Origin of the sequence: Polaribacter sp. 20A6 (assembly GCF_011378915.1) — a bacterium.
Classification (GTDB): domain Bacteria; phylum Bacteroidota; class Bacteroidia; order Flavobacteriales; family Flavobacteriaceae; genus Polaribacter; species Polaribacter sejongensis.
Map to the genome: position 1 here is coordinate 157918 of NZ_WTPZ01000001.1, position 19789 is coordinate 177706.

At 30.6% G+C, this 19789-nt stretch carries 20 protein-coding genes; 9 read left to right on the forward strand and 11 right to left on the reverse strand.

All coding sequences use genetic code 11. The annotated features are described in order from the left end of the window. The first annotated feature begins 8 nt into the window (after positions 1 to 8). Together GQS57_RS00700 and GQS57_RS00705 are read left to right on the forward strand one after the other, a co-directional pair. Positions 9 to 233 carry a hypothetical protein gene (locus GQS57_RS00700; protein ID WP_165730243.1) on the forward strand — a complete coding sequence of 75 codons (225 nt, stop codon included), beginning with the start codon at positions 9 to 11 and terminating at the stop codon, positions 231 to 233. 358 nt (positions 234 to 591) lie between these two features. Then, positions 592 to 2742: a S46 family peptidase gene (locus GQS57_RS00705; protein WP_165730245.1), complete on the forward strand. Its 2151-nt coding sequence runs from the start codon at positions 592 to 594 to the stop codon at positions 2740 to 2742. Between the two features lie 340 nt (positions 2743 to 3082). Here GQS57_RS00705 and GQS57_RS00710 read toward each other — a convergent pair whose 3' ends face one another. The 8 genes from GQS57_RS00710 to GQS57_RS00745 all read right to left on the reverse strand — a co-directional run bounded on the left by GQS57_RS00710 (position 3083) and on the right by GQS57_RS00745 (position 14404). Further along, complete coding sequence (locus GQS57_RS00710) at positions 3083 to 4828, reverse strand: ATP-binding protein (protein ID WP_165730247.1); 1746 nt, start codon at positions 4826 to 4828, stop codon at positions 3083 to 3085. 11 nt (positions 4829 to 4839) lie between these two features. Beyond that, complete coding sequence (locus tag GQS57_RS00715) at positions 4840 to 5865, reverse strand: SIR2 family protein (RefSeq protein WP_165730249.1); 1026 nt, start codon at positions 5863 to 5865, stop codon at positions 4840 to 4842. A gap of 447 nt (positions 5866 to 6312) precedes the next feature. Then, positions 6313 to 7155, reverse strand: a complete 843-nt coding sequence (locus GQS57_RS00720) for a hypothetical protein (RefSeq protein WP_165730251.1) — start codon at positions 7153 to 7155, stop codon at positions 6313 to 6315. A 314-nt stretch (positions 7156 to 7469) separates the two neighbouring features. Next, the gene (locus GQS57_RS00725) at positions 7470 to 8675 is read right to left on the reverse strand and encodes an aspartyl protease family protein (protein ID WP_165730253.1); all 1206 of its coding nucleotides are present in this window, start codon (positions 8673 to 8675) and stop codon (positions 7470 to 7472) included. A gap of 423 nt (positions 8676 to 9098) precedes the next feature. Continuing rightward, a complete protein-coding gene (locus tag GQS57_RS00730) occupies positions 9099 to 10028 on the reverse strand; it encodes a peptidylprolyl isomerase (RefSeq protein WP_165730255.1) in 930 nt (309 codons plus the stop codon). Between the two features lie 157 nt (positions 10029 to 10185). Next, a complete protein-coding gene (locus GQS57_RS00735; RefSeq protein WP_165730257.1) occupies positions 10186 to 11775 on the reverse strand; it encodes a hypothetical protein in 1590 nt (529 codons plus the stop codon). 5 nt (positions 11776 to 11780) lie between these two features. After that, positions 11781 to 13373 (reverse strand): peptide chain release factor 3, encoded by a 1593-nt coding sequence (locus GQS57_RS00740; RefSeq protein WP_165730259.1) that lies wholly within the window; start codon positions 13371 to 13373, stop codon positions 11781 to 11783. 353 nt (positions 13374 to 13726) lie between these two features. Beyond that, positions 13727 to 14404 carry a peptidylprolyl isomerase gene (locus GQS57_RS00745; protein WP_165730261.1) on the reverse strand — a complete coding sequence of 226 codons (678 nt, stop codon included), beginning with the start codon at positions 14402 to 14404 and terminating at the stop codon, positions 13727 to 13729. 122 nt (positions 14405 to 14526) lie between these two features. On the opposite strand from GQS57_RS00745, the gene idi reads away from it, so the two are divergent. The 7 genes from idi to GQS57_RS00780 all read left to right on the forward strand — a co-directional run bounded on the left by idi (position 14527) and on the right by GQS57_RS00780 (position 18150). Further along, positions 14527 to 15045 (forward strand): isopentenyl-diphosphate Delta-isomerase, encoded by a 519-nt coding sequence (idi, locus tag GQS57_RS00750; RefSeq protein WP_165730263.1) that lies wholly within the window; start codon positions 14527 to 14529, stop codon positions 15043 to 15045. After that, complete coding sequence (locus GQS57_RS00755; protein WP_165730265.1) at positions 15038 to 15451, forward strand: 6-carboxytetrahydropterin synthase; 414 nt, start codon at positions 15038 to 15040, stop codon at positions 15449 to 15451. The genes idi and GQS57_RS00755 overlap by 8 nt, the downstream gene beginning before the upstream one ends. 31 nt (positions 15452 to 15482) lie before the next feature. Next, the gene (gene kdsB / locus GQS57_RS00760) at positions 15483 to 16214 is read left to right on the forward strand and encodes a 3-deoxy-manno-octulosonate cytidylyltransferase (RefSeq protein ID WP_165730267.1); all 732 of its coding nucleotides are present in this window, start codon (positions 15483 to 15485) and stop codon (positions 16212 to 16214) included. A gap of 3 nt (positions 16215 to 16217) precedes the next feature. Then, the gene (locus tag GQS57_RS00765) at positions 16218 to 16916 is read left to right on the forward strand and encodes an HAD family hydrolase (protein ID WP_165730269.1); all 699 of its coding nucleotides are present in this window, start codon (positions 16218 to 16220) and stop codon (positions 16914 to 16916) included. Then, the gene (locus tag GQS57_RS00770; RefSeq protein WP_165730271.1) at positions 16913 to 17539 is read left to right on the forward strand and encodes a chloramphenicol acetyltransferase; all 627 of its coding nucleotides are present in this window, start codon (positions 16913 to 16915) and stop codon (positions 17537 to 17539) included. The genes GQS57_RS00765 and GQS57_RS00770 overlap by 4 nt, the downstream gene beginning before the upstream one ends. 28 nt (positions 17540 to 17567) lie before the next feature. Continuing rightward, entirely contained in the window at positions 17568 to 17828 is a 261-nt protein-coding gene (locus GQS57_RS00775) for a hypothetical protein (RefSeq protein ID WP_165730272.1), read from the forward strand. A gap of 127 nt (positions 17829 to 17955) precedes the next feature. Further along, positions 17956 to 18150 (forward strand): hypothetical protein, encoded by a 195-nt coding sequence (locus GQS57_RS00780; RefSeq protein WP_165730274.1) that lies wholly within the window; start codon positions 17956 to 17958, stop codon positions 18148 to 18150. Between the two features lie 37 nt (positions 18151 to 18187). Here the strand turns inward: GQS57_RS00780 and GQS57_RS00785 are convergent, their stop codons facing one another. The 3 genes from GQS57_RS00785 to GQS57_RS00795 are packed head-to-tail and all read right to left on the reverse strand — an operon-like array spanning position 18188 to position 19781. Continuing rightward, a complete protein-coding gene (locus tag GQS57_RS00785; protein WP_165730276.1) occupies positions 18188 to 18649 on the reverse strand; it encodes a hypothetical protein in 462 nt (153 codons plus the stop codon). A 10-nt stretch (positions 18650 to 18659) separates the two neighbouring features. After that, the gene (locus tag GQS57_RS00790) at positions 18660 to 19199 is read right to left on the reverse strand and encodes a hypothetical protein (RefSeq protein WP_165730278.1); all 540 of its coding nucleotides are present in this window, start codon (positions 19197 to 19199) and stop codon (positions 18660 to 18662) included. 33 nt (positions 19200 to 19232) lie between these two features. Beyond that, a complete protein-coding gene (locus GQS57_RS00795; RefSeq protein ID WP_165730280.1) occupies positions 19233 to 19781 on the reverse strand; it encodes an RNA polymerase sigma factor in 549 nt (182 codons plus the stop codon). Positions 19782 to 19789: the final 8 nt, after the last annotated feature.

A 19789-nucleotide genomic window follows, 5' to 3' on the forward strand; every position in this document is an offset into this window, starting at 1 on the left:
AAAATATTATGACTTTACCTAAATTTTTATTAGCCGATAACAGTAAATTTCCTGAAGATATTTTTGTGTTACACACAGAGTTTCCTCGTTTTTTAATCAACTTAAAAGATGATGAAGTAGAGTGGTTTGAAGATTTAACAGGAGAAAGTGAAGAAGATATAGCAACCGAATTAGCAGATTTAATGGATAAAGCAGGTGCTTTTTATGATGATGAAATGAAGGATTACGAATAAGGATTGTTAAGGTGTTTTTAGCTTAAATAAAGATTTAAAAGCAGCAACGAATCTTATCGATAGAATACTTATAAAAAACGCTTTAAAAACGAAATTATATTTCTGTTTTTAAAGCGTTTTTTTGTGCGACTAAAAGTTTTTTATTTCTCTTAGATTATTCGATTTAAGCTATTCTTATGTTAAAAACAGTAACTTTTTTTTCTAAGAAAGATCAAAAATAAGTTGAAGAAATAAACTGGTTAAAAAAGATAATTTTCAGACTATCAATAGCGTGAAAAATAACATATTTTAACATCTTATCAGTTCTAAAAAGAGCCTAAATTTTAGTATTTTTATCCCATATTTAAAACAAGATAAAATGAAAAAAATACTTATTACATTTATTGTATTTATGGTCTCAATTCCTTCAGCATTGGCTGATGAAGGAATGTGGTTTTTAATGCATATAGAGCGATTAAATCATCGTGATATGCAAAAAATGGGATTACAATTAACATCAGAAGAAATTTATAGTGTTAATAATCAAAGTTTAAAAGATGGTATCGTGCAGTTTAACGGAGGTTGTACAGCAAGTATCGTATCGGAAAGCGGATTGGTGTTAACAAACCACCATTGTGGTTACAATGCAATTGCAGAATTATCTACAGCAGAACAAAATCATTTAAAAAATGGTTTCTGGGCAGGTTCTAAAGAAGAAGAATTGAAACCAGAAAGCTTATATGTGCGCTTTTTTGTAAGAATGGATGATGTTTCTAAACGTATTTTATCACTTGTAAATGATAAAATGAGTGAAAAAGAACGTGAAGCAATCATTAATAGAGAAATTGCTAAAATTGAAAAAGAAAATAACGAAGGTGGAAAATATACGGTTTCAGTTCGTTCTTTCTATGAAGGTAATGAGTTTTACTACTTTGTGTATGAAGATTATAATGATGTTCGTTTAGTAGGTACACCTCCAGAAAATGTTGGTAAATATGGTGGAGATACAGATAACTGGGAATGGCCAAGACATACCGGTGATTTTTCTTTATTTAGAGTCTATGCAGATGAAAATGGAGAACCAGCAGAATATTCTACTGCCAATGTGCCTTTAAAAGCAAAATATCATTTACCTGTTAATATTGATGGTGTAAAAGAAAACGATTTTGCGATGATTTTAGGATATCCAGGTAGAACAAACCGTTGGATGCCTGCACAAGGAGTAGAGCAAAACGTAAAATATGCTTATCCTGCTTGGGTAGAAGGTTCTAAATTAAGTATGGATGTTATGAAAAAATACATGAATGCAGATGAGTCTGTAAATCTAATGTATGCATCTGCTTACGCCGGAATTGCCAACTATTGGAAAAATAGAGGTGGAATGATTACCGCTTTAACAGAACATAAAACGGTTGAAAAGAAAAGTAAAGTAGAAGCGAAGTTTGCAAGATGGGCTAAGAAAAAAGACAATAAAGAAGCCTACGGAAAAGTTATTGAGAACATTAATAATTACTATAGTTTAACTAACGAGAAAGCAAAACAAACCAACTACTTATTAGGGATGTTGCGTTCTAGTAAATTTGCTGTTTTACCATACAGAATTGGTGGTGCTTTAAAGCAATATACAGCTGCAAATGAAGCAGAGCGTGCAAATATGTTACCAAGATTACAAGCGCTTATAGAGAGTTCTTATAAAGATTTTTACTTGCCTTTAGAAGAAGAGGTTTTTGCAAAACAATTAGGTTTGTTAGCATCAAAATCTAATTACTCATTGCCAGAATTGGTTGCAGAAGTAGGAGGAAAGAACGACAATGATTTTTCTGCGTATGTAAAAGCTATTTTTAAGTTGAGTATGTTTACTTCTAAAGAAGGAGTAGAGGCTTATTTACAATACCCAAATGAAGGGATCTTAAATAGTGATCCTTTATTGCAATTGTCTAATCAGTTATTAGATAAGTATAGAGAGAACCCAGAAAGTTTGGTGCAAGCAGAAAATGATTTTAAAGCATCTTTTAGATTGTTAGTAAAAGGATTGCGTGAATCTGGATTGAGTAATATTAAATATCCTGATGCAAACTCTACGTTAAGATTGTCTTACGGTAAAGTAAGAGCTTTACCAGCGGATAAGAGAAACGATGCGAATGAGAATAATTATACTACTTTTCAGGGGATGATTAAAAAGTACAAACCAAACGATCCTGAGTTTGATTTAGATCAAAGTATGTTAGATATTTACGAAAAGAAAGATTACGGACGTTACGCAAATGAGCGTGGTCAGTTACCTGTAAACTTTTTAACGGATAACGATATTACTGGTGGTAACTCTGGATCTCCTGTTGTAAATGGAAAAGGTGAATTAATTGGTTTGGCTTTTGATGGAAACATTGAAGCAATGGCTGGTGATGTTATTTTCGACTCAAACTTACAAAGAACTATTAATGTTGATATTAGATATGTACTTTGGTTGATAGATAAATACTCAAACGCAAAACATATTGTAGATGAGTTGACTATTATTAGTGAAAAATAGCAAAGTATATTTGTAGATTACATCTATAAAAAGAGGTTGTTTAAAAAGTGAATTTTTGTCAATCTGAATTTATTTCAGATTCTTTTGAATAGGAATTTCAGTAAGTAAGATGCTGAAACAAGTTCAGCATGACAAGGTTTATTGCTTTTTAGACAGCCTTTTTTATGTTTTAGAAATAAAATATTATGAGTGAGAATTGCTTGCGTGTTTGTAATAAGTTTTTAAAATAAGCTATTGCTAAATTAGGATAAACATATGATAATAATTATAGAAGTGATTTAGTGAAAAACTAATGAGTTTTATTTGTTTTTTAGCACAGAATTTTATTTAGTTTATTGCTTTATTTCGATTGCCTTCTTAATCCAATTACTGCACTTGAAATATCTTGTTCAGCCTTTTCATTACTCCATTCTTCCCAAAATTTGATTGTTGCACTTTGAGGTTTAATTGTTGGTTCGTCTATTATAACTCTTGTAGGTAAAAGTGAAGAATCTCCAACTATTAAAGCTTCTCCAATATCAAGAATAGGTAAAACATCAGTTAAACCTGAAAGATTATCAGGAAGAAGTCTTTTTATAACAGCTTGGTCTTCTGCATTTGATAACCTTAATGAAATAAAGTTATTGCATTGACTTAAAACAGTTCTATTTACTTCTGCTGGACGTTGACTAATAACAGTTAAACTTACTCCGTATTTTCTACCTTCTTTTGCAATTCTTTCAAAATTCTTTAATCCCAATTCAGAAGCGGAATCTTGACTTGTTCTTTCAGGTATGTATAAATGAGCTTCATCACATAATAGGCAAATTGGGTGTCTTTTATCGGTTGCAGTCCATTGTTGAACTGTAAAAATAATTCTTGCAACTAATCCAATAACTAATGGTAGAACATCTGAAGGAACTTCTGAAAAGTCAATAACTTTTACTCCTGCTTTTTTATCATTATTGTTTGAACCTTGCATTAATGAATTACACAATTTATTCAACCAATCAATTTCAAGTTCGTCATCTGAAATTTGAAACATAAAACCAAGTCTTTTGTCCTGACTTTTAGCTTCTAATCTTTGAATAAAACGAGTTAATTTTCCGAAAAACGGACCTTGTTTTTCTCTACCATTAGAACCTGCGACCATTTCAGTATCTAATCGTGTAATTTCAGCTATAACATTCTCCATTTTGTATGGAATAGGACTGTCAATTGTGATACTATCTTTAAATGTACTATCTCCAATACTGTCTAAAAATTTTACTTTTTCGTTAAAAACTGTTTTAGAAAAAATCATTGCTTGATTAGGAGCGTTGCTATCACTTCTATCTAATAACATAGCTAACATCTCTTCGTAAGTTAAAAGCCAATATGGAAGCATCAATACGTTATTCTCAAGGTTTCCTGTTTTACCTAAATCTGCTGGATTTGCAATTTTCAAATGTTGAATTCCATCAGCTTTAAAACTTTCCCCACTATATTCTCCGTGTATATCAAATAATAGAGAATTAGCCATTGGAAGTTTTGCAATTTGTTCTACTAATTTTGCTACACACCAAGATTTTCCAGAACCAGTGCTACCAACAATTACTGCGTGTCTTTGAAAAAGTTTATCTCCATCTAAAAATGCTTCTGCATTTTCGTCAATTGAGTATTTACCCAAAGAAAGTGGTACTTTATAGTTTTCTTGCGAAGATATTGTTCGCATAAATTTGGTAATGTTTTCTCCATCTATAGGAAAGCAATTTGCTTCAATTTCGGGTACTGTGTCTAAAGTTCTTTTAAATACATTCTCTTTTTCTCCGTGTTTGTCAATTAATGTTCCTATTAAATTTACTTTTAGAATATTTTCTGTTAGTAAGAAATTTGTCATTCCTAAATCTTCATTTACAGGATTTTCATCATCAGAAACTTTTCGTGTAATCCTACTTATTATACCAATTAAATGTTGTCCAGCTTTTGAACTTTTAACTGCAATTAAATGATTTACTTGAAGTTTACGAAGTTTATCTAATTCATCAACTTTCACTATGATTGTTGCAGTATCGACACTAAAAACAGTTCCGATTGTTGCAGATTCTTCAAATTTAAATATTGCCATAGAGTGTTGTTTTATGTGATTATTAGTTTTAGATATTCGCCTAATTCCCAATAAGAAGTATCCTCAATTATTACTTCTCCAAATTTGGAAGAATAAATTTTTGTGTCTTTGGAATTTGCTTCTTCGATAAGCATATAATTTTTACAATTATTATCAATAATTGATTGCTTTGTTTTTGGAGTAAGTTCTTTAGTTATTACTATTATAGGTTTATTGTTCTTTATTTGTGTAATAAGTTTAGGTTGAACATGCTCATCATTAAATCCATACCCAATACATAAATATCCATTTGCTGAATCAATTTCATTATCTGATCGTGCAAAAATTGTTCGGTATGGTTCAAAGCTCGTCTCGTAAAATTTACTAATACCTGGTGTTACTATTAAAGGTCTATAATTTTGTGGAATATTTTGTCTATTAGGTAATTGGATATTTTCATCTTCTATAGATTTAAACCAATCTAAAGAACCGTGAACTTTCCAAATATTCACTTGTCCTTTATAACCTTTAAGAGAAGCTAAATTATTTGATTGAATACTGTTAGAAAAATGCCCAATAGGGTTTTGAGAATAACCAGTACAAATAACTGCTTTAGCTAAACTTGAAGCATATTCTGCAAGTCTGTCATAATTTGTTGTAATTATAGAAACTTTTTTTCCTGCTGTGTCTAAAAAATGTTCAAGTAGTTTTGATAAAGGAAAGTCATTACTGTTATTTATAAAATATTCATAAGCTTCTAAGTCCGCTTTATTTACTAATTCCCAAGTCTTATTTACAATTTCTGAAAGTACATTTTCTCTTAATTGAAGTTTTGTAAGTGTTGTCTCTAAATCTCCAGTTTTATCAAATTCTGTAATAAATTCAGTGAATTGATTTTGGTCTTTTGTGTCTGTAAAACTAATTGAGTTTTTTATATAGTCTCCTAAAACCCACATTGAAGGAAGTTTAAAAGGAACAGAAGCTCCACTTCCAAGAATTATAAGTGGAATATTATTTGTCCAAGATTGTAACTGTTTGAATATTGCTTCTTTTTCCATTCAATGTTTTTGATTAGTTCTCAGTTTTTTTGCATTAAGCACAGCTTCTTTATATACTAACTTGAATTACGGACATCCATTATTTAAAAGGGATATACATAGTAATTAGTTTCATTTTTTGGGAAAATTCTTTCATAGCAAATGGGAAGAATTTGGTAGTCTAAATTTACAATAAATAACAAGTGCGTGCTATTTAAATGTTTAAACATTTGTTTCAACTTATTAACAAAAGTTTATAGGGTGGCAACTTATAAAAACAGCTTTTTAAAAACTATTTATAAAAATACTACTTTATACAAGTGATTTACTCATTTTTAAGTGCACCAAAATTTAGAGTATTGTACTATTAAAAGTGAGTAATTCGTATTTAAAACAAGTGTTTTAAATACGAATTACTTCTAAATTATATGGTTGTGCAACGGTTACGGGTGTTGGTAACTGGCTTTCTTATTCACCAAGTCTTGATTGCATTGGGTCGTTTATTGGTTTAGAATTTTTCCATATCCAGAAACTACCTTTTTTAAGTTTATAAAGGGGAATCGCATAGGATAAAGTCAAAAAAGTTGGACGTTGGTTTTCCGATAAAGTTCCAAGTTCATAACCAACACCAATTTGGAAGTCTAAAACACTAAAATTCAAAGTAGGTGCAAAAACATTTTTAGTGTCATCTCCAGTTCCTGCAGAAAATAGAAATCCTAAATGTAATCCCAATGTATTAACAAATTCTTGATTAATTAGATTTCCCTGTATATCTCTTGTCTCGCTTAACTCTCCTGCACTAATTCCAAAACCTGCTCCAATCGAATTAAAAAGCAAAAGGTCTCCATTTTTTTGTTGGACGTCTTTAGTAAAATTAAATCTCGCAAGTGGTATTGAAAAATTAGTATTCCAAATAGTAGCTTTATATTTTACTGTTTTACCAGCAACAGAGTAGTTGGCAATGTTTCTAGTAGAAAGATTTCCATTACTGAAATTTTGAAGAATTAAGTCAGGTTGCTGAATTTTTACAAGTATTCTCTGTGAAATCTCTTTTTTAGAATTTACTGACCATATTATAATATTGTTTCCAACAGTTAATGATGTAGGAAACGTGAATTTAAATTCGCCTTTATTGTCAACTGCAACTTGATGTTCAGATGTAAAGTCTGAATCTGTACTGATTTCAATCGTAGTTCCAATTTGCCCAGTTCCTTGAATTAAATCTGGTGATGAAAAAATTACTTGAGGATTTGTTTGTCCAAAAATAAAACAGCATAAAAGTGAGAATGTAATTGTAAAAAAAGATTTCATTTTAGTTGGTTTTAGTTGGTTTCAAGTTATAAACTTTGTTTCTAAAAGTCAATACCTAATAGTAGGTATATTTGGTAGTCCAGTTGTTTTCTTAAATTGTTGTCAATTTCTTTATATACTATTATTAATTACGCACACCCAAATGCAAAAAGCTCCCTGAAATCAGAGAGCTTTTTGTAATAATGTTTACGATTATTTTCGGGTTTGAATACGAGGAATTTTCGAAGTAAAGTCAGAAGTTAGAAACATGCAACTAACTTTTTCGGAATCACTAAACAGTAATTATTTTTGTAAGGGTTAGCTGTTCTGTTTGTTTAAAGTATCATAGCTTTTTTTAACTGAAATTCTAACTTTTCTCCATTCCTTAAAACTTTAATTGTTATTTCATCAGTTTCTTTTGGGACAAAACCATTGTTAAAAAAAACACATTTATTGTTATCAGTTATGTTTGTTAAATCAATATCATTTATCTCTAATACTTGGTCTCCGAGTTGTAAGACCTTAGATGCTGGGGTTTCATTATATATAAAATCTACATAAACCTTATTACCATTAAAATAAGGGTTAAAACCAAAATGATTTAATTCTGTATTATTAGTATCTCTTTCTTTAATCATTTTAACCTTTCTTGCTTTCCAGTTTAAAATCAATCTGTAATTTTTAAAAAATGAAATTCCAAGGTTTGTTTTACCATCTTTAACCCGCATTACCTTATTTTTTATAAGATGTTCGCCTATTTTTATCTCATCAACTTTTGCAGAATACTCATTTTTCTTTTTTCCTTTTCCATACATTCCTATGCTAGTATATCCAGAACCTGAAATATATTTGTTAATTTTATTAGATTCCTTCTGCTTTACAAAATCTCCATGTGCTAAATGTGGTGTGCCGTTATTACCTAAATCAATCATATTATTTAATGCTCTATCTCCATTTATATAGCTAATAATAGATGGTTGACTCGCTGCTGTACCAATAAACATTTTTGACTCTATTGCATCTGCAGGAATATTTAATTTCTGTTCATTATCGGTTATCGTAATTAACTGGTTTTTAAAATCGAAGTCCCAAATAGCAAATCGCATTAAATTAGAACCTATAAAACCATCTGCATTTAAACAAGCTAGTTCGCCACTGTTAAAATCTGTAATAGCCGCAACTGTATGCTGAAAATTAATTCCACCTATTTGAATATCATCTATTTTAGTATAGTTAATTAATTGGCTCGTTTTATGGATGTCGGTAACGTTTTCACTACCCAAGGTTTTAACGTTAAGTTTCTCTGCTAATTCTTTTGAAAGTACGTTAGAAGCTCCGGTATCTAAAATAAAATCATATTCTTCATTTTGTATAGAAACTTTAAGGATAATAAGCCCTTTACGGTATTCAAATGGCACAGTCACTTTAAAATCGTTTTGAACTACATTTCCTTGTTTAACGATTTTATTTATTTTAGAAGAGGCACAACTTGAAAGTAATACTAGTGCAATAATTGAGTAAAAAAGTTGGTTGATTTTCATAATTAAGGTTTGTTTATTTTTAGTACGGATAAACGTTTGTTTAACCATTCATATGAATAGACGCTAAATTTTTTGAAATGGTTGCCTGAGTTTTTTTTGTTGATAGCTAATTTCTTTTAAGAACCTTTATTAGTGGGCAGCACTTGTTTTAAAATGTTAGCAATCATTTTAAAAATCATTCCGTATTAGAGAAGCATATTTTAAGTATTATACGATTTGTTATTAAATATTTCGCATGTCAGTTCGAGTGATTTTTATGAAGCGGTAGCGTAATAAAAATTGTATCGAGAACTCTTTATGAACTTGAAATTTATTTACACAAAATAATTATTTGTAAATCGTATTAAAACTTTTTTACATAGAAAAAGCTCCCTGAAATCAGAGAGCTTTTTGTAATTATATAACTTGTAAAGAATATTATTCTTATTTTACAGCCATTAATTCTACATCAAAAATAAGTGTTGCATCTGGTGGAATAACTCCTCCTGCACCTGCAGAACCATACGCTAAGTTAGAAGGGATTACAAAACGAGCTTTGTCACCCACTTGTAATAATTGAATTCCTTCATCCCAACCAGAAATAACCTGACCTACACCAACATTAAAGTCGATTGGTTCTTTTCTCTTATAAGAAGAATCGAATACAGTACCGTCTAATAATTGACCTTTATAGTGTACAGAAACTCCAGCGCCTTTAGTAGCTTTTTTTCCTGTTCCTTTTTGTAAAATTTGGTAACGTAAACCACTTGCAGTTTCATCGTAACCAGCAGCAACTGTATCTAACAATGCTTTTTGTTTTGCTATTTCTGCAGCTTCACGCTTTTCTCTAGATCCTTCAAAAGTTCTAAAAGCTTCAACAGCATTAAAAGCTTCTGCTTCTGCACCAACTTTAATAATTTCTACAGTCATATCATCTCCTTGAGCAATTGCATCAACTACATCTTGCCCTTCAATTACAGAACCAAAAACAGTATGTTTACCGTCTAACCATGGAGTAGGAACGTGGGTAATGTAAAACTGACTTCCGTTTGTTGCAGGACCAGAATTAGCCATTGCTAATTTTCCTGGAGCATCATGTTTTAAATCTGGGTGAAATTCATCATCAAATTTATAACCTGGGTTACCAGTTCCTGTTCCTTGTGGACAACCACCTTGTACCATAAATTCTGGAATTACTCTGTGGAATTTTAATCCATCATAATAAGGAGTTCCTTGCTCTTTTACAGCATTTTCTAAATTTCCTTCTGTTAAAGCAACAAAATTACCAACAGTTCCAGGAGCTTTTTCGTGTTCTAATTGTACTAAAATCTCACCTTTTGGAGTGGTGAATTTTGCATAAATTCCGTTATTCATAATCTTTTAATTTACTTTTTTGTTTTCTCGAGCGCAGTCGAGATGTTTTATTCATTTAATAGTTCTCGACTGCGCTCGAACTGACATTACTAATAATCTTGAAATACATCAAGATTTTATTGTTATTGATACGTTTCTGAAACAAATTCAGAATACATTATTTTTTAGCATTTAAAATTGATAAACCATAGGTAAAACCAATATTTAAATTTGTTGAGTTTACGTTACCATTAGGAGACCACATTTGTCCGCCCGAAGCTGTAAACGAAAAGTTATCGTTTAAATGATAATTAATACCTGCGGTAGGTCTTATTAAAACACCTTCGCCAGAATCTACACCACCGCCACCTGCAACACCTGCTGCAGCTTCTGCAAATAATGAAAAATTATCATTTAAAAATTTGTTTGATTTTATTCCTAATCCAAAAATTCCATGAGCATAGCCACCTGCTCCACCTAAATAAGCAAAAGAAGCTTCTCCAGCTATATAAAAACGATGGTTTAGATCGTAATTAACTTTTAATGCTATTAGCTCTAAATCATGTTCTTTGTATGGTCTGTCAAGAATGGCAACATCAAAATAAGTTTGATTTTGCACACCAATTTGTATTCCTTGGGTATTTATATATTTAATTTTTTCTGCTGTATAAGGATCTTTTATTCCGCCGCTTAAACCATAATATTTTAAACTAAAACCGGCTGTATAAGCTTCAAAAGTACCACTAACAGATTTATGATAACCACCATGAAGACCTAATCCAAAATTTTTGGTAACTTTTACATCTGCACCCACACTTGGGTACATGGTTAAACCACCTTCAGGGAAAATTCTACCACCTGCAGCTCCAATTCCTGCTTTCGCAAAAAAGTTTACATATTCTGTTTCTACAAAGTTTTTACCAATACCGAAAAAAACATCCATAAAACCAGCTCTTAAACCACCATACATGGCGTCTACATGTGCGTAAACAAAGGTGTCTTTGTTTAAATAACGTTGGTACTCAAATCCTAAAAGACTTAATGTTTGGGTAAGTGGAGTGGTATTATTAAAGTTTCCAAGACCATCGTTTCTTGAAGATCCTATTGGAAAAAGATAATCAAAAGTAATTTGTTGTACACTTTTTACAGCAGGTTTGGTCCAAACTTTATCTTTGGTTTCATTGTTAACCGTAAAAGATTTTTGAGCATGTTTGTAAGATGCAGTTCTTAATGAGGTTGGTATTTCTACAAAAAAGGAAATATTATCTCCTTTTTGAATTCCAGTAAAAAAGTTTACATACCCATATTGCAAACCGAATGCATATCCGTTATTTTTATATTGTAAACCTACATTTGGGTAGATAATTCCACCGCCATCAACTAAGCTTCTAAAACCACCACCGCCTCCTACATGCACGTTGGCATCGAAGTATAAGTTTTTATAAAGTTGAGTATTTACCCCTAAATTTACTCCTAAAGTAAATAAACCACCTTGATCTCCATATACTGCTCCGTGAAAACCAGCACCTGTATATAACCAATCATTTAAAGGAAAATTATAATTTAATCCAAATAAACCCATTCTTGGTTGAAGTGTGTAGGTACTACCATCTCCGTAATCGTATGTTTTATTGGGTTGGTCTATTAAAATATAATTTAAACGAATAGAATTGTGTAATTCTTTAGGTTTAAAATCTGATAAATCATAAGTCTGTGAAACTCCATTAAAACTGAGAGTTGCTAGCAGTAAAAAAAGAAATTTCTTCATCATAATTATTTTTTAAATTCACTTGTAAAATGCAACTTTACCGTTGGATATTTACTTTGTGTCATTTGTATGGTAAATTCAGAATCTGCTAAAAACACTAACTGACCTTGTTTGTCTTTTGCTAAATAACGTTGTTTAACACGTTTGAATTCTTTAAATTCATCGTTCTTAATATCTTCTGGTTCTACCCAACACGCTTTGTGAACACTTAAATTTTCGTAAGAACATTTTGCTCCATATTCGTGTTCTAGTCTGTATTGAATAACCTCATATTGTAAAGCACCAACAGTTCCAATTACTTTTCTACCATTCATATCTAAAGTAAATAGCTGCGCTACACCTTCATCCATTAATTGATCTAAACCTTTATATAATTGTTTAGATTTCATTGGGTCTGCGTTGTTTACGTAACGGAAATGTTCTGGAGAGAAACTAGGAATTCCTTTAAAGTTCAACTCTTCTCCTTCTGTTAAAGTATCTCCAATCTTAAAGTTACCAGTGTCATGAATTCCTACAATATCACCAGGAAAAGATTCTTCTACAATTTCTTTTTTCTCTGCAAAAAATGCATTCGGACTAGAAAACTTAACTTTTTTACCATTTCTAACATGTAAATAAGGTGCATTTCTTTTAAAAGTTCCCGATACAATTTTAATAAAAGCCAATCTATCTCTATGTTTTGGATCCATGTTTGCATGGATTTTAAACACAAAACCAGTCATTTTTTTCTCTTTAGAATCTACTAAACGCTCTTCTGCTTTTTTAGGTTGTGGAGCAGGAGCAATCTCAATAAATGCATCCAACAATTCTTTTACTCCAAAATTATTTAAAGCAGAACCAAAAAATACAGGTTGGAGTGAACCGCTCAGGTACTCTTCTCTGTCAAAATCGGGGTAAACCTCGCTTATCAATTCTATTTCTTCACGTAAAGTATCTGCGGCTTTTTTACCAACTATATTGTCTAGTTCTGGGTTCGATAAATCATCAAACTCAACACCTTCGGAAATAGAGGTTTTGTTATCACCAGAAAAAAGATTTAATTTCTTTTCCCAAATATTATAAATACCCTTAAAATCATATCCCATTCCTATAGGGAAACTCATTGGAGTAACTCGCAAACCTAGTTTTTGCTCAACTTCATCTAATAAATCAAAGGCATCTTTTCCTTCTCTATCCAACTTGTTGATAAAAACCAACATTGGTATGCTTCTCATTCTACAAACTTCCACCAATTTCTCGGTTTGCGGTTCCACACCTTTTGCAACATCAATTACCACAATAACACTATCTACAGCAGTTAAAGTTCTAAAAGTGTCTTCTGCAAAATCTTTGTGACCAGGAGTATCTAAAATGTTTATTTTTTTATCTTGATAAATGAAAGCTAAAACAGAAGTAGCAACAGAAATACCACGCTGACGTTCAATCTCCATAAAATCGGAAGTTGCTCCCTTTTTTATCTTATTATTTTTTACAGCACCAGCTTCTTGAATTGCGCCACCAAAAAGTAGTAATTTTTCTGTTAATGTGGTTTTACCAGCATCCGGATGCGATATAATACCAAAAGTTCTTCTACGTGCTATTTCTTCTAAAAATGTCATCTACAAAATTTGAGGTGCAAAGATAGGGTTTATTCTATAATTTTTTTAGTGATTTTAATCGCAGATCGATAGCTAAGGATTCAATTCGCTGAGGTCTGTTTCTAAATGAAAAATATTTGCTTTAGAAGCATGTCTAGTATCCTTGATAAAAGGTTGTTGATTGGTGATAATAAGAAAAAAAAGACACCTATTTTACAGGCTTTTATTGAGTTTTTCTTTTAACGGACAAAGCACTTAAAAATAGTTATTTGAGAAAGTCTTGTTTCTTGTGTCTTTTAGTGCAGGGGTCTTAAGTCCTTTTTTGCTAGACACTAATAGTATCATTTCTTAACAATTCTCTATGGAATAGCTCTTTATTCTATAATCTCGATGTGCATTTTTACATCATCAATAGGCCATTCATCTACGCCAACTTCTACTTTAGACATTTTTGTCATGGTATCAAAACCAGAAATAACTTCACCAAAAACAGTATGTTCATTATCTAAATGATGAGCACCTCTCTTACTCTGAACGATATAAAACTCAAAAGGACTTGATAATTTATTAGGGTTGTTGTCCCATTGTCTGGCAGCGGCCAATGCACCGTATTTATGTTTTCTGTTATTTCTAAATTCGGGTTCTAATAGATAGTTCCCATATTTTCTGCGTTCTCTCTGGGTGTACATTTCATCAGAATTACCACCTTGTAGCACAAAATTTTTAGCAATTCTATAAAAAACAGTGGTGTTAAAATATTTTATTTTGGTTAAGAAAATAAAATTTGCTCTGTGAATAGGCACATCTTCAAACAAACGCAATTTTATTTTACCAAAATCGGTTGTAATTTCTACAATGGTTTCTGGGTTTTGTTTGCCAAATTCGGTTAAAAAAGCCTCTGTATTTTTACTATTTAGGCTATCCCACGCTTTTACAACCTTCTCTTCTAGTTTTTTTTTATTAGTTTGTTTTTCTACAGGTTTCTTTTCATCTTTACATTGATAAAATGCAATTATGGTAACTATAAAAAATGCTTTTAAGAAAATTTTCATGAAACAAATTGGGCGTTAAGAATTACAAATATATGTTATCAAAATAAAAGAAAAGAAAACTCTTATGGGTTTTGTAATTATTTTATGATTTAATACTCATTGATTTTCTTATTTTTGCGAATATGGAAGAACAAGTAGTTTTAGTAGATGAAAAAGACAATCCGATTGGATTGATGGCAAAAATGGAAGCGCATGAAAAAGCAGTATTGCATAGAGCTTTCTCAGTGTTTGTTTTTAATGATAAAGGAGAATTAATGCTGCAACAAAGAGCTGCACACAAATACCATTCGCCTTTATTATGGACAAATACCTGTTGTTCTCATCAAAGAGATGGAGAAACAAATTTAGCTGCAGGTAAACGAAGATTAATGGAAGAAATGGGATTTGTTACGGAGATAAAGGAAGTTTTTTCGTTTATGTACAAAGCACCTTTTGATAACGGTTTAACAGAGCATGAATTCGATCATGTGATGGTTGGTTATTATAACGATGCTCCCAAAATAAATAAAGAAGAAGTAGAAGCTTATAAGTGGATGACTTTACTTGATGTTAAAAAAGACATGGAGAACAATCCAAATGAATACACAGAGTGGTTTAAAATTATTTTTGATAAATCTTTTGAAAAATTAAAAAATGCCTAAAGTAAAAGTTTATAGAAGAGCACATTTTAATGCGGCACACAGACTGTTTAATTCAGAGTGGTCGGATGAGAAAAATGCAGAAGTATTTGGTAAATGCAGCAACCCAAATTACCATGGTCATAATTATGAAATGATTGTGGCATTGTTTGGTGAAGTAGATCCTATTACTGGTTTTGTGTATGATTTAGGCTTGCTAAGAGAATTGATTAAAGAAGAAATAGAAGAGCCTTTTGATCATAAAAACTTAAATATTGAAGTTCCGGAATTTAAAACCTTAAATCCAACTGCAGAAAATATTTCTATAGTTATTTATAATAAATTAAGAGCTCACATACCAGCAAACTTAGAAATAGAAGTAACTTTATACGAAACACGAAGAAACTTTGTGCGTTATTCTGGAGAGTAATCATTTTACTAGTACCTTTTAAATATAATTTATGAAAATAATTGCCATGATTCCTGCACGATATAGTGCATCTCGTTTCCCTGGAAAGTTAATGAAAGATTTAGGAGGGAAACCTGTTATTTTAAGAACGTATGAAGCCGCTTTGCATACCAATTTATTTGATGATGTTTTTATTGTAACAGATTCTGATATTATTTTTGAAACCATCGAAAACGCAGGCGGAAAAGCAATTATGAGTAACAAAGAACACGAATGTGGTTCTGATAGAATTGCCGAAGCAGTAGAAAATATTGAAGCAGATATTGTAATTAATGTACAAGGTGATGAACCTTTTATAGATGAAGTTTCGCTTTCTAAATTAATTGATGTCTTTAAAAAAGACGATAAAAAAGAGATTGATTTAGCTTCTTTAAAAGTACAAATTACCAATAAAGAAGATATCGAAAACCCTAATAATGTGAAGGTAATTACCGATGTAGATAATTTGGCAATTTACTTTTCTAGAAGTGTAATTCCGTTTCATAGAGATAAAGATATTGCGGTTAAGTATTATAAACACAAAGGCGTGTATGCTTTTAGAAAGCAAGCGTTAATAGATTTTTACAATACGCCAATGACTCCATTGGAAGCTGCAGAAAAAATAGAAGCCATTAGATACCAGGAAATTGGTAAAAAAATTAAAATGGTAGAAACAGATGTAGAAGCTGTAGGTATAGACACTCCGGAAGATTTAGAAAAAGCAATTCAATTTTTAAAATTATAAATCATGAAAATAAGTAACAACATAAAGGTAATTGCTTTTGATGCGGATGATACTTTGTGGGTAAACGAAACTTATTTTAGAGATGCAGAACATCAATTTGCAAAATTATTAGCAAAGTACGAGACCGAGAATAAAATAGACCAAGAGCTTTTTAAGAAAGAAATTAAAAACTTAGCTTATTATGGTTATGGCGTAAAAGGTTTTATTTTATCGATGGTAGAATGTGCTTTAGAGCTTTCTAATTATAATGTAAATCAAAAAACAATAGCTGCAATTTTAAACATCGGTAAAGAGATGTTAGATAAACCTATAGAATTGCTATATGGAGTAGAAGAGGTGTTGCAATTGCTTCAAGGAAAATATAAATTGATTGTTGCTACCAAAGGAGATTTGTTAGATCAAGAAAGAAAGCTAGAGAAATCTAATTTGCTAAAACATTTTCATCACATAGAAGTGATGAGTGATAAGAAGTCGAAAGATTACAAGAAGTTGATAAAGCGTTTAGATATCAAGCCATCAGAATTTTTAATGATTGGTAATTCGTTAAAGTCAGATGTTTTACCATTAGTTGCTTTAGGTGCATCTGCCATTCATGTTCCGTTTCATACCACTTGGGTTCATGAAGAAGTGAGTGATCAAGAAAAATCTGATTCAGATTACAAAACAGTTGCTAACATTAAAGACATCGTTCCCTTTTTATGAAGTATTTAGATATTGAAAACTGGAATAGAAAACAACATTACGAACATTTTAGAAATTTAGAAGATCCTTTTTTTGGAGTGACGGTTAATGTTGATGTTACTGCGCTATACAAAAGATCTAAGTTAGAAAAGAAATCTTTCTTTGCCATGTATTTGCATGCTTGTTTGGTAGCGTTAAACAGCATAGAAAATTTTAAGTACAGAATACAAGAAGATAAAGTTTTTATCTGTGATACAATTCATGCTTCGGCAACCATTGCAAGAGAAGACTATACTTTTGGTTTTTCTTTTATTCATTATGTAGAAGATTTAGAAATATTCAATAAGAACTTTTTAGAGGAGAAAGAGAGAATTTTAAATTCTACAGATTTATTTCCTCCAATAGTGTCAGATAGTTGTATTTATTGTTCGGCTTTACCTTGGTTTACATTTACGAGTCAAAAAGAACCCGTTTCTGGAGTTAAAAATGAAAGTATACCAAAGTTATCTTTTGGTAAAACTTATCAAGAAAACGATAGAATAATGATGCCTGTAGCTATTGCTGCAAACCATGCATTAGTAGACGGATATCATATTGGTTTATTTTTTGAAGAATATCAGAAACAATTAGATAAAAACACCTAACTTTGCAAAATTAAATTTTAAAGAAGTTATGGCAAGTATAAAAAACTTAAAAAAAGATATCAATTACGTTTTAGGTGATGTTATCGAATATGCATTAGATGTTTCAATCTTAAAAAATGCACCAGAAAAAGGAGAAGCGATTATTGATGAAGCTATCGAAACTTTTGACACTTTAGTTGCTAAAGTTAACAACAGTAAGGTAGAAAACAAAAAAGCGCACTTTAAAGCGATCAACCTAGAATTAGAAGAAAAAGCGAAAGGATTAGTTGAAAAGATTAATACATTATAATCTTAACAATTTTTTAAGCATAATTTAAGACCATCATTTATAAAATGATGGTTTTTTTCGTTACTTTTGGTAAAGCTACTATAACGATTTAGTAGTTGTGTTTTATTGTCTAATTTAATTAATAGAAATGGCTAGAGCAATGTTTGAGTACACTAAAACGGTACTAAAAAAGGTGAGTTTTAATTCAGATTTGTTTTGTAAAGAACTAGAAAAGGCCTTAAGTCGATTGTTACCTTATGAAGTAGATGAGCTAACGATTTGGTTAAGACAGTTTACTTCTAATAAACCAGAATTATATTCTTGCATGGCATTAATTAAGTAACAAAAAAAAGGAAGCATTTAGCTTCCTTTTTTTTTGTTTAATTTTTAGATTCTGATCTCCTATGTTTGTATTTACTCATTAGTTTTCTGCCAAAATCCATTTCTGCTAACTGTAGTTGAACAATCTTTTTATAAGAAATTACTTTTTTAATGTTGTCTATAAAGTTTTTCTGAGATTCGTAAATTTTCTGATCTGTTGTTAATTTTAACATTACTAACTTTTGTGCCTCACTTTCAGAAAAAGCGCTAGTTTCACCTTCTTCTTTCATTGCATTTTTAATTTTATACCTAAGTGTATATCTTAAAGAGTATTGTTCTTTAGAATATGCGTTGTAAATAGGCCAAAATTTTTCAGCTTCACTGGGTGTTAAGTTTAGTTGTTCTGTTAAATAAGAAACTTTAAGTGCTTTAATTTTCTCTTTACTTCCTTTATTGTCTTGAGCAGACAAGGTAAGAGTACAAAAAAGGGTAATGCAAATAAGGGTTATCAATTTTTTCATATTCTTAATTTTAGTTTATTTCATTTAAAAATGAAGTGTTGTCTATAGAATTTATATAATCTTCAATGTTTTCATCTTCTAAAGATGAAAAATAAAAGTCACTTTCTTCTAATAGGTCATTTTCTAATACAATAGCAATGTCATTAGTATGTATAGTAGTAGAATTTAGCCAAAACTCCATATCGTCATCAGACAAAGAGTCTATGGTTAGTTCTTCTGTCTTGTTAAACTCAAAAGAATTTAACCCGATAAATAAAATGATTGATGCCGCAGCAGCAATAGGAATTATTTTTAAAATTCTTTCTTTAAAAGAAATGACTTTAGCTTCTTTTTTAGGTGCTGAAACTTTAGATAGAATATTATCTTCTAAATTTTTAAAGTAATTATCTGGTGTTGCAAAACCATTTTCTTTAGTCAGGTTTTCTTCTGCTAATTTTGTTTCAACAGCATCTTCAATTGTATCAAAATAGTTTTTAGGAAGCGAAAAACTATTTTTCTTTCCTAATATTGAGTTTAAATACTCTTCGCTATTTTTAATTTTGTTTTCCATGATACTCTTTAGACCTTTTAATTATAGAAAGGTTTAATTGGCTTCTTTTTTTATGTAAAGTTCAATTTTTTTAACTGCATGAAAATAAGAAGCTTTTAAAGCTCCAACAGAGGTTTCTAGAATTTCAGACATTTCATCATATTTTATTTCATCAAAATACTTCATGTTAAAAACAAGTTGTTGCTTTTGTGGTAATGTTGCAACTGCTTTTTGTAAAATAATTTGAATTTCATCACCTGTATAAAAATCATCACTCGCTAGAGTAGATGCTAATTCTTGTTGGTAGTCAGCAATGTCTAAACTTCGTTTTTTAGCTCTTTTATTTATAAAAGTAATAGACTCATTGGTTGCAATTCTGTACATCCAAGAAAATAACTTACTCTCCTGGTTAAACTTATCTATATTTTTAAAAACCTTAATAAACGTATTTTGTAAAACATCATCTGCATCATCATGAGAAATCACAATTTTACGGATGTGCCAATACAAGCGTTCTTTATAGAGAGTTATAAGCTCTCTAAACGCTTTATCTTTAGTCTGAATATTTTTTAACTGTTCTATTAAAATAGTTTCGTCTGTCAACTATAATA

Bases quoted from the DNA above. Each gene is read 5' to 3' on its own strand.
- GQS57_RS00725 (WP_165730253.1), bottom strand. From the start codon at position 8,675: ATGAAAATCAACCAACTTTTTTACTCAATTATTGCACTAGTATTACTT.
- GQS57_RS00765 (WP_165730269.1), top strand. From the start codon at position 16,218: ATGAAAATAAGTAACAACATAAAGGTAATTGCTTTTGATGCGGATGAT.
- GQS57_RS00705 (WP_165730245.1), top strand. From the start codon at position 592: ATGAAAAAAATACTTATTACATTTATTGTATTTATGGTCTCAATTCCT.
- GQS57_RS00755 (WP_165730265.1), top strand. From the start codon at position 15,038: ATGCCTAAAGTAAAAGTTTATAGAAGAGCACATTTTAATGCGGCACAC.
- GQS57_RS00740 (WP_165730259.1), bottom strand. From the start codon at position 13,373: ATGACATTTTTAGAAGAAATAGCACGTAGAAGAACTTTTGGTATTATA.
- GQS57_RS00720 (WP_165730251.1), bottom strand. From the start codon at position 7,155: ATGAAATCTTTTTTTACAATTACATTCTCACTTTTATGCTGTTTTATT.
- GQS57_RS00710 (WP_165730247.1), bottom strand. From the start codon at position 4,828: ATGGCAATATTTAAATTTGAAGAATCTGCAACAATCGGAACTGTTTTT.
- idi (WP_165730263.1), top strand. From the start codon at position 14,527: ATGGAAGAACAAGTAGTTTTAGTAGATGAAAAAGACAATCCGATTGGA.
- GQS57_RS00785 (WP_165730276.1), bottom strand. From the start codon at position 18,649: ATGAAAAAATTGATAACCCTTATTTGCATTACCCTTTTTTGTACTCTT.
- GQS57_RS00780 (WP_165730274.1), top strand. From the start codon at position 17,956: ATGGCTAGAGCAATGTTTGAGTACACTAAAACGGTACTAAAAAAGGTG.
- kdsB (WP_165730267.1), top strand. From the start codon at position 15,483: ATGAAAATAATTGCCATGATTCCTGCACGATATAGTGCATCTCGTTTC.
- GQS57_RS00745 (WP_165730261.1), bottom strand. From the start codon at position 14,404: ATGAAAATTTTCTTAAAAGCATTTTTTATAGTTACCATAATTGCATTT.
- GQS57_RS00730 (WP_165730255.1), bottom strand. From the start codon at position 10,028: ATGAATAACGGAATTTATGCAAAATTCACCACTCCAAAAGGTGAGATT.
- GQS57_RS00715 (WP_165730249.1), bottom strand. From the start codon at position 5,865: ATGGAAAAAGAAGCAATATTCAAACAGTTACAATCTTGGACAAATAAT.
- GQS57_RS00735 (WP_165730257.1), bottom strand. From the start codon at position 11,775: ATGAAGAAATTTCTTTTTTTACTGCTAGCAACTCTCAGTTTTAATGGA.
- GQS57_RS00790 (WP_165730278.1), bottom strand. From the start codon at position 19,199: ATGGAAAACAAAATTAAAAATAGCGAAGAGTATTTAAACTCAATATTA.
- GQS57_RS00770 (WP_165730271.1), top strand. From the start codon at position 16,913: ATGAAGTATTTAGATATTGAAAACTGGAATAGAAAACAACATTACGAA.
- GQS57_RS00775 (WP_165730272.1), top strand. From the start codon at position 17,568: ATGGCAAGTATAAAAAACTTAAAAAAAGATATCAATTACGTTTTAGGT.
- GQS57_RS00700 (WP_165730243.1), top strand. From the start codon at position 9: ATGACTTTACCTAAATTTTTATTAGCCGATAACAGTAAATTTCCTGAA.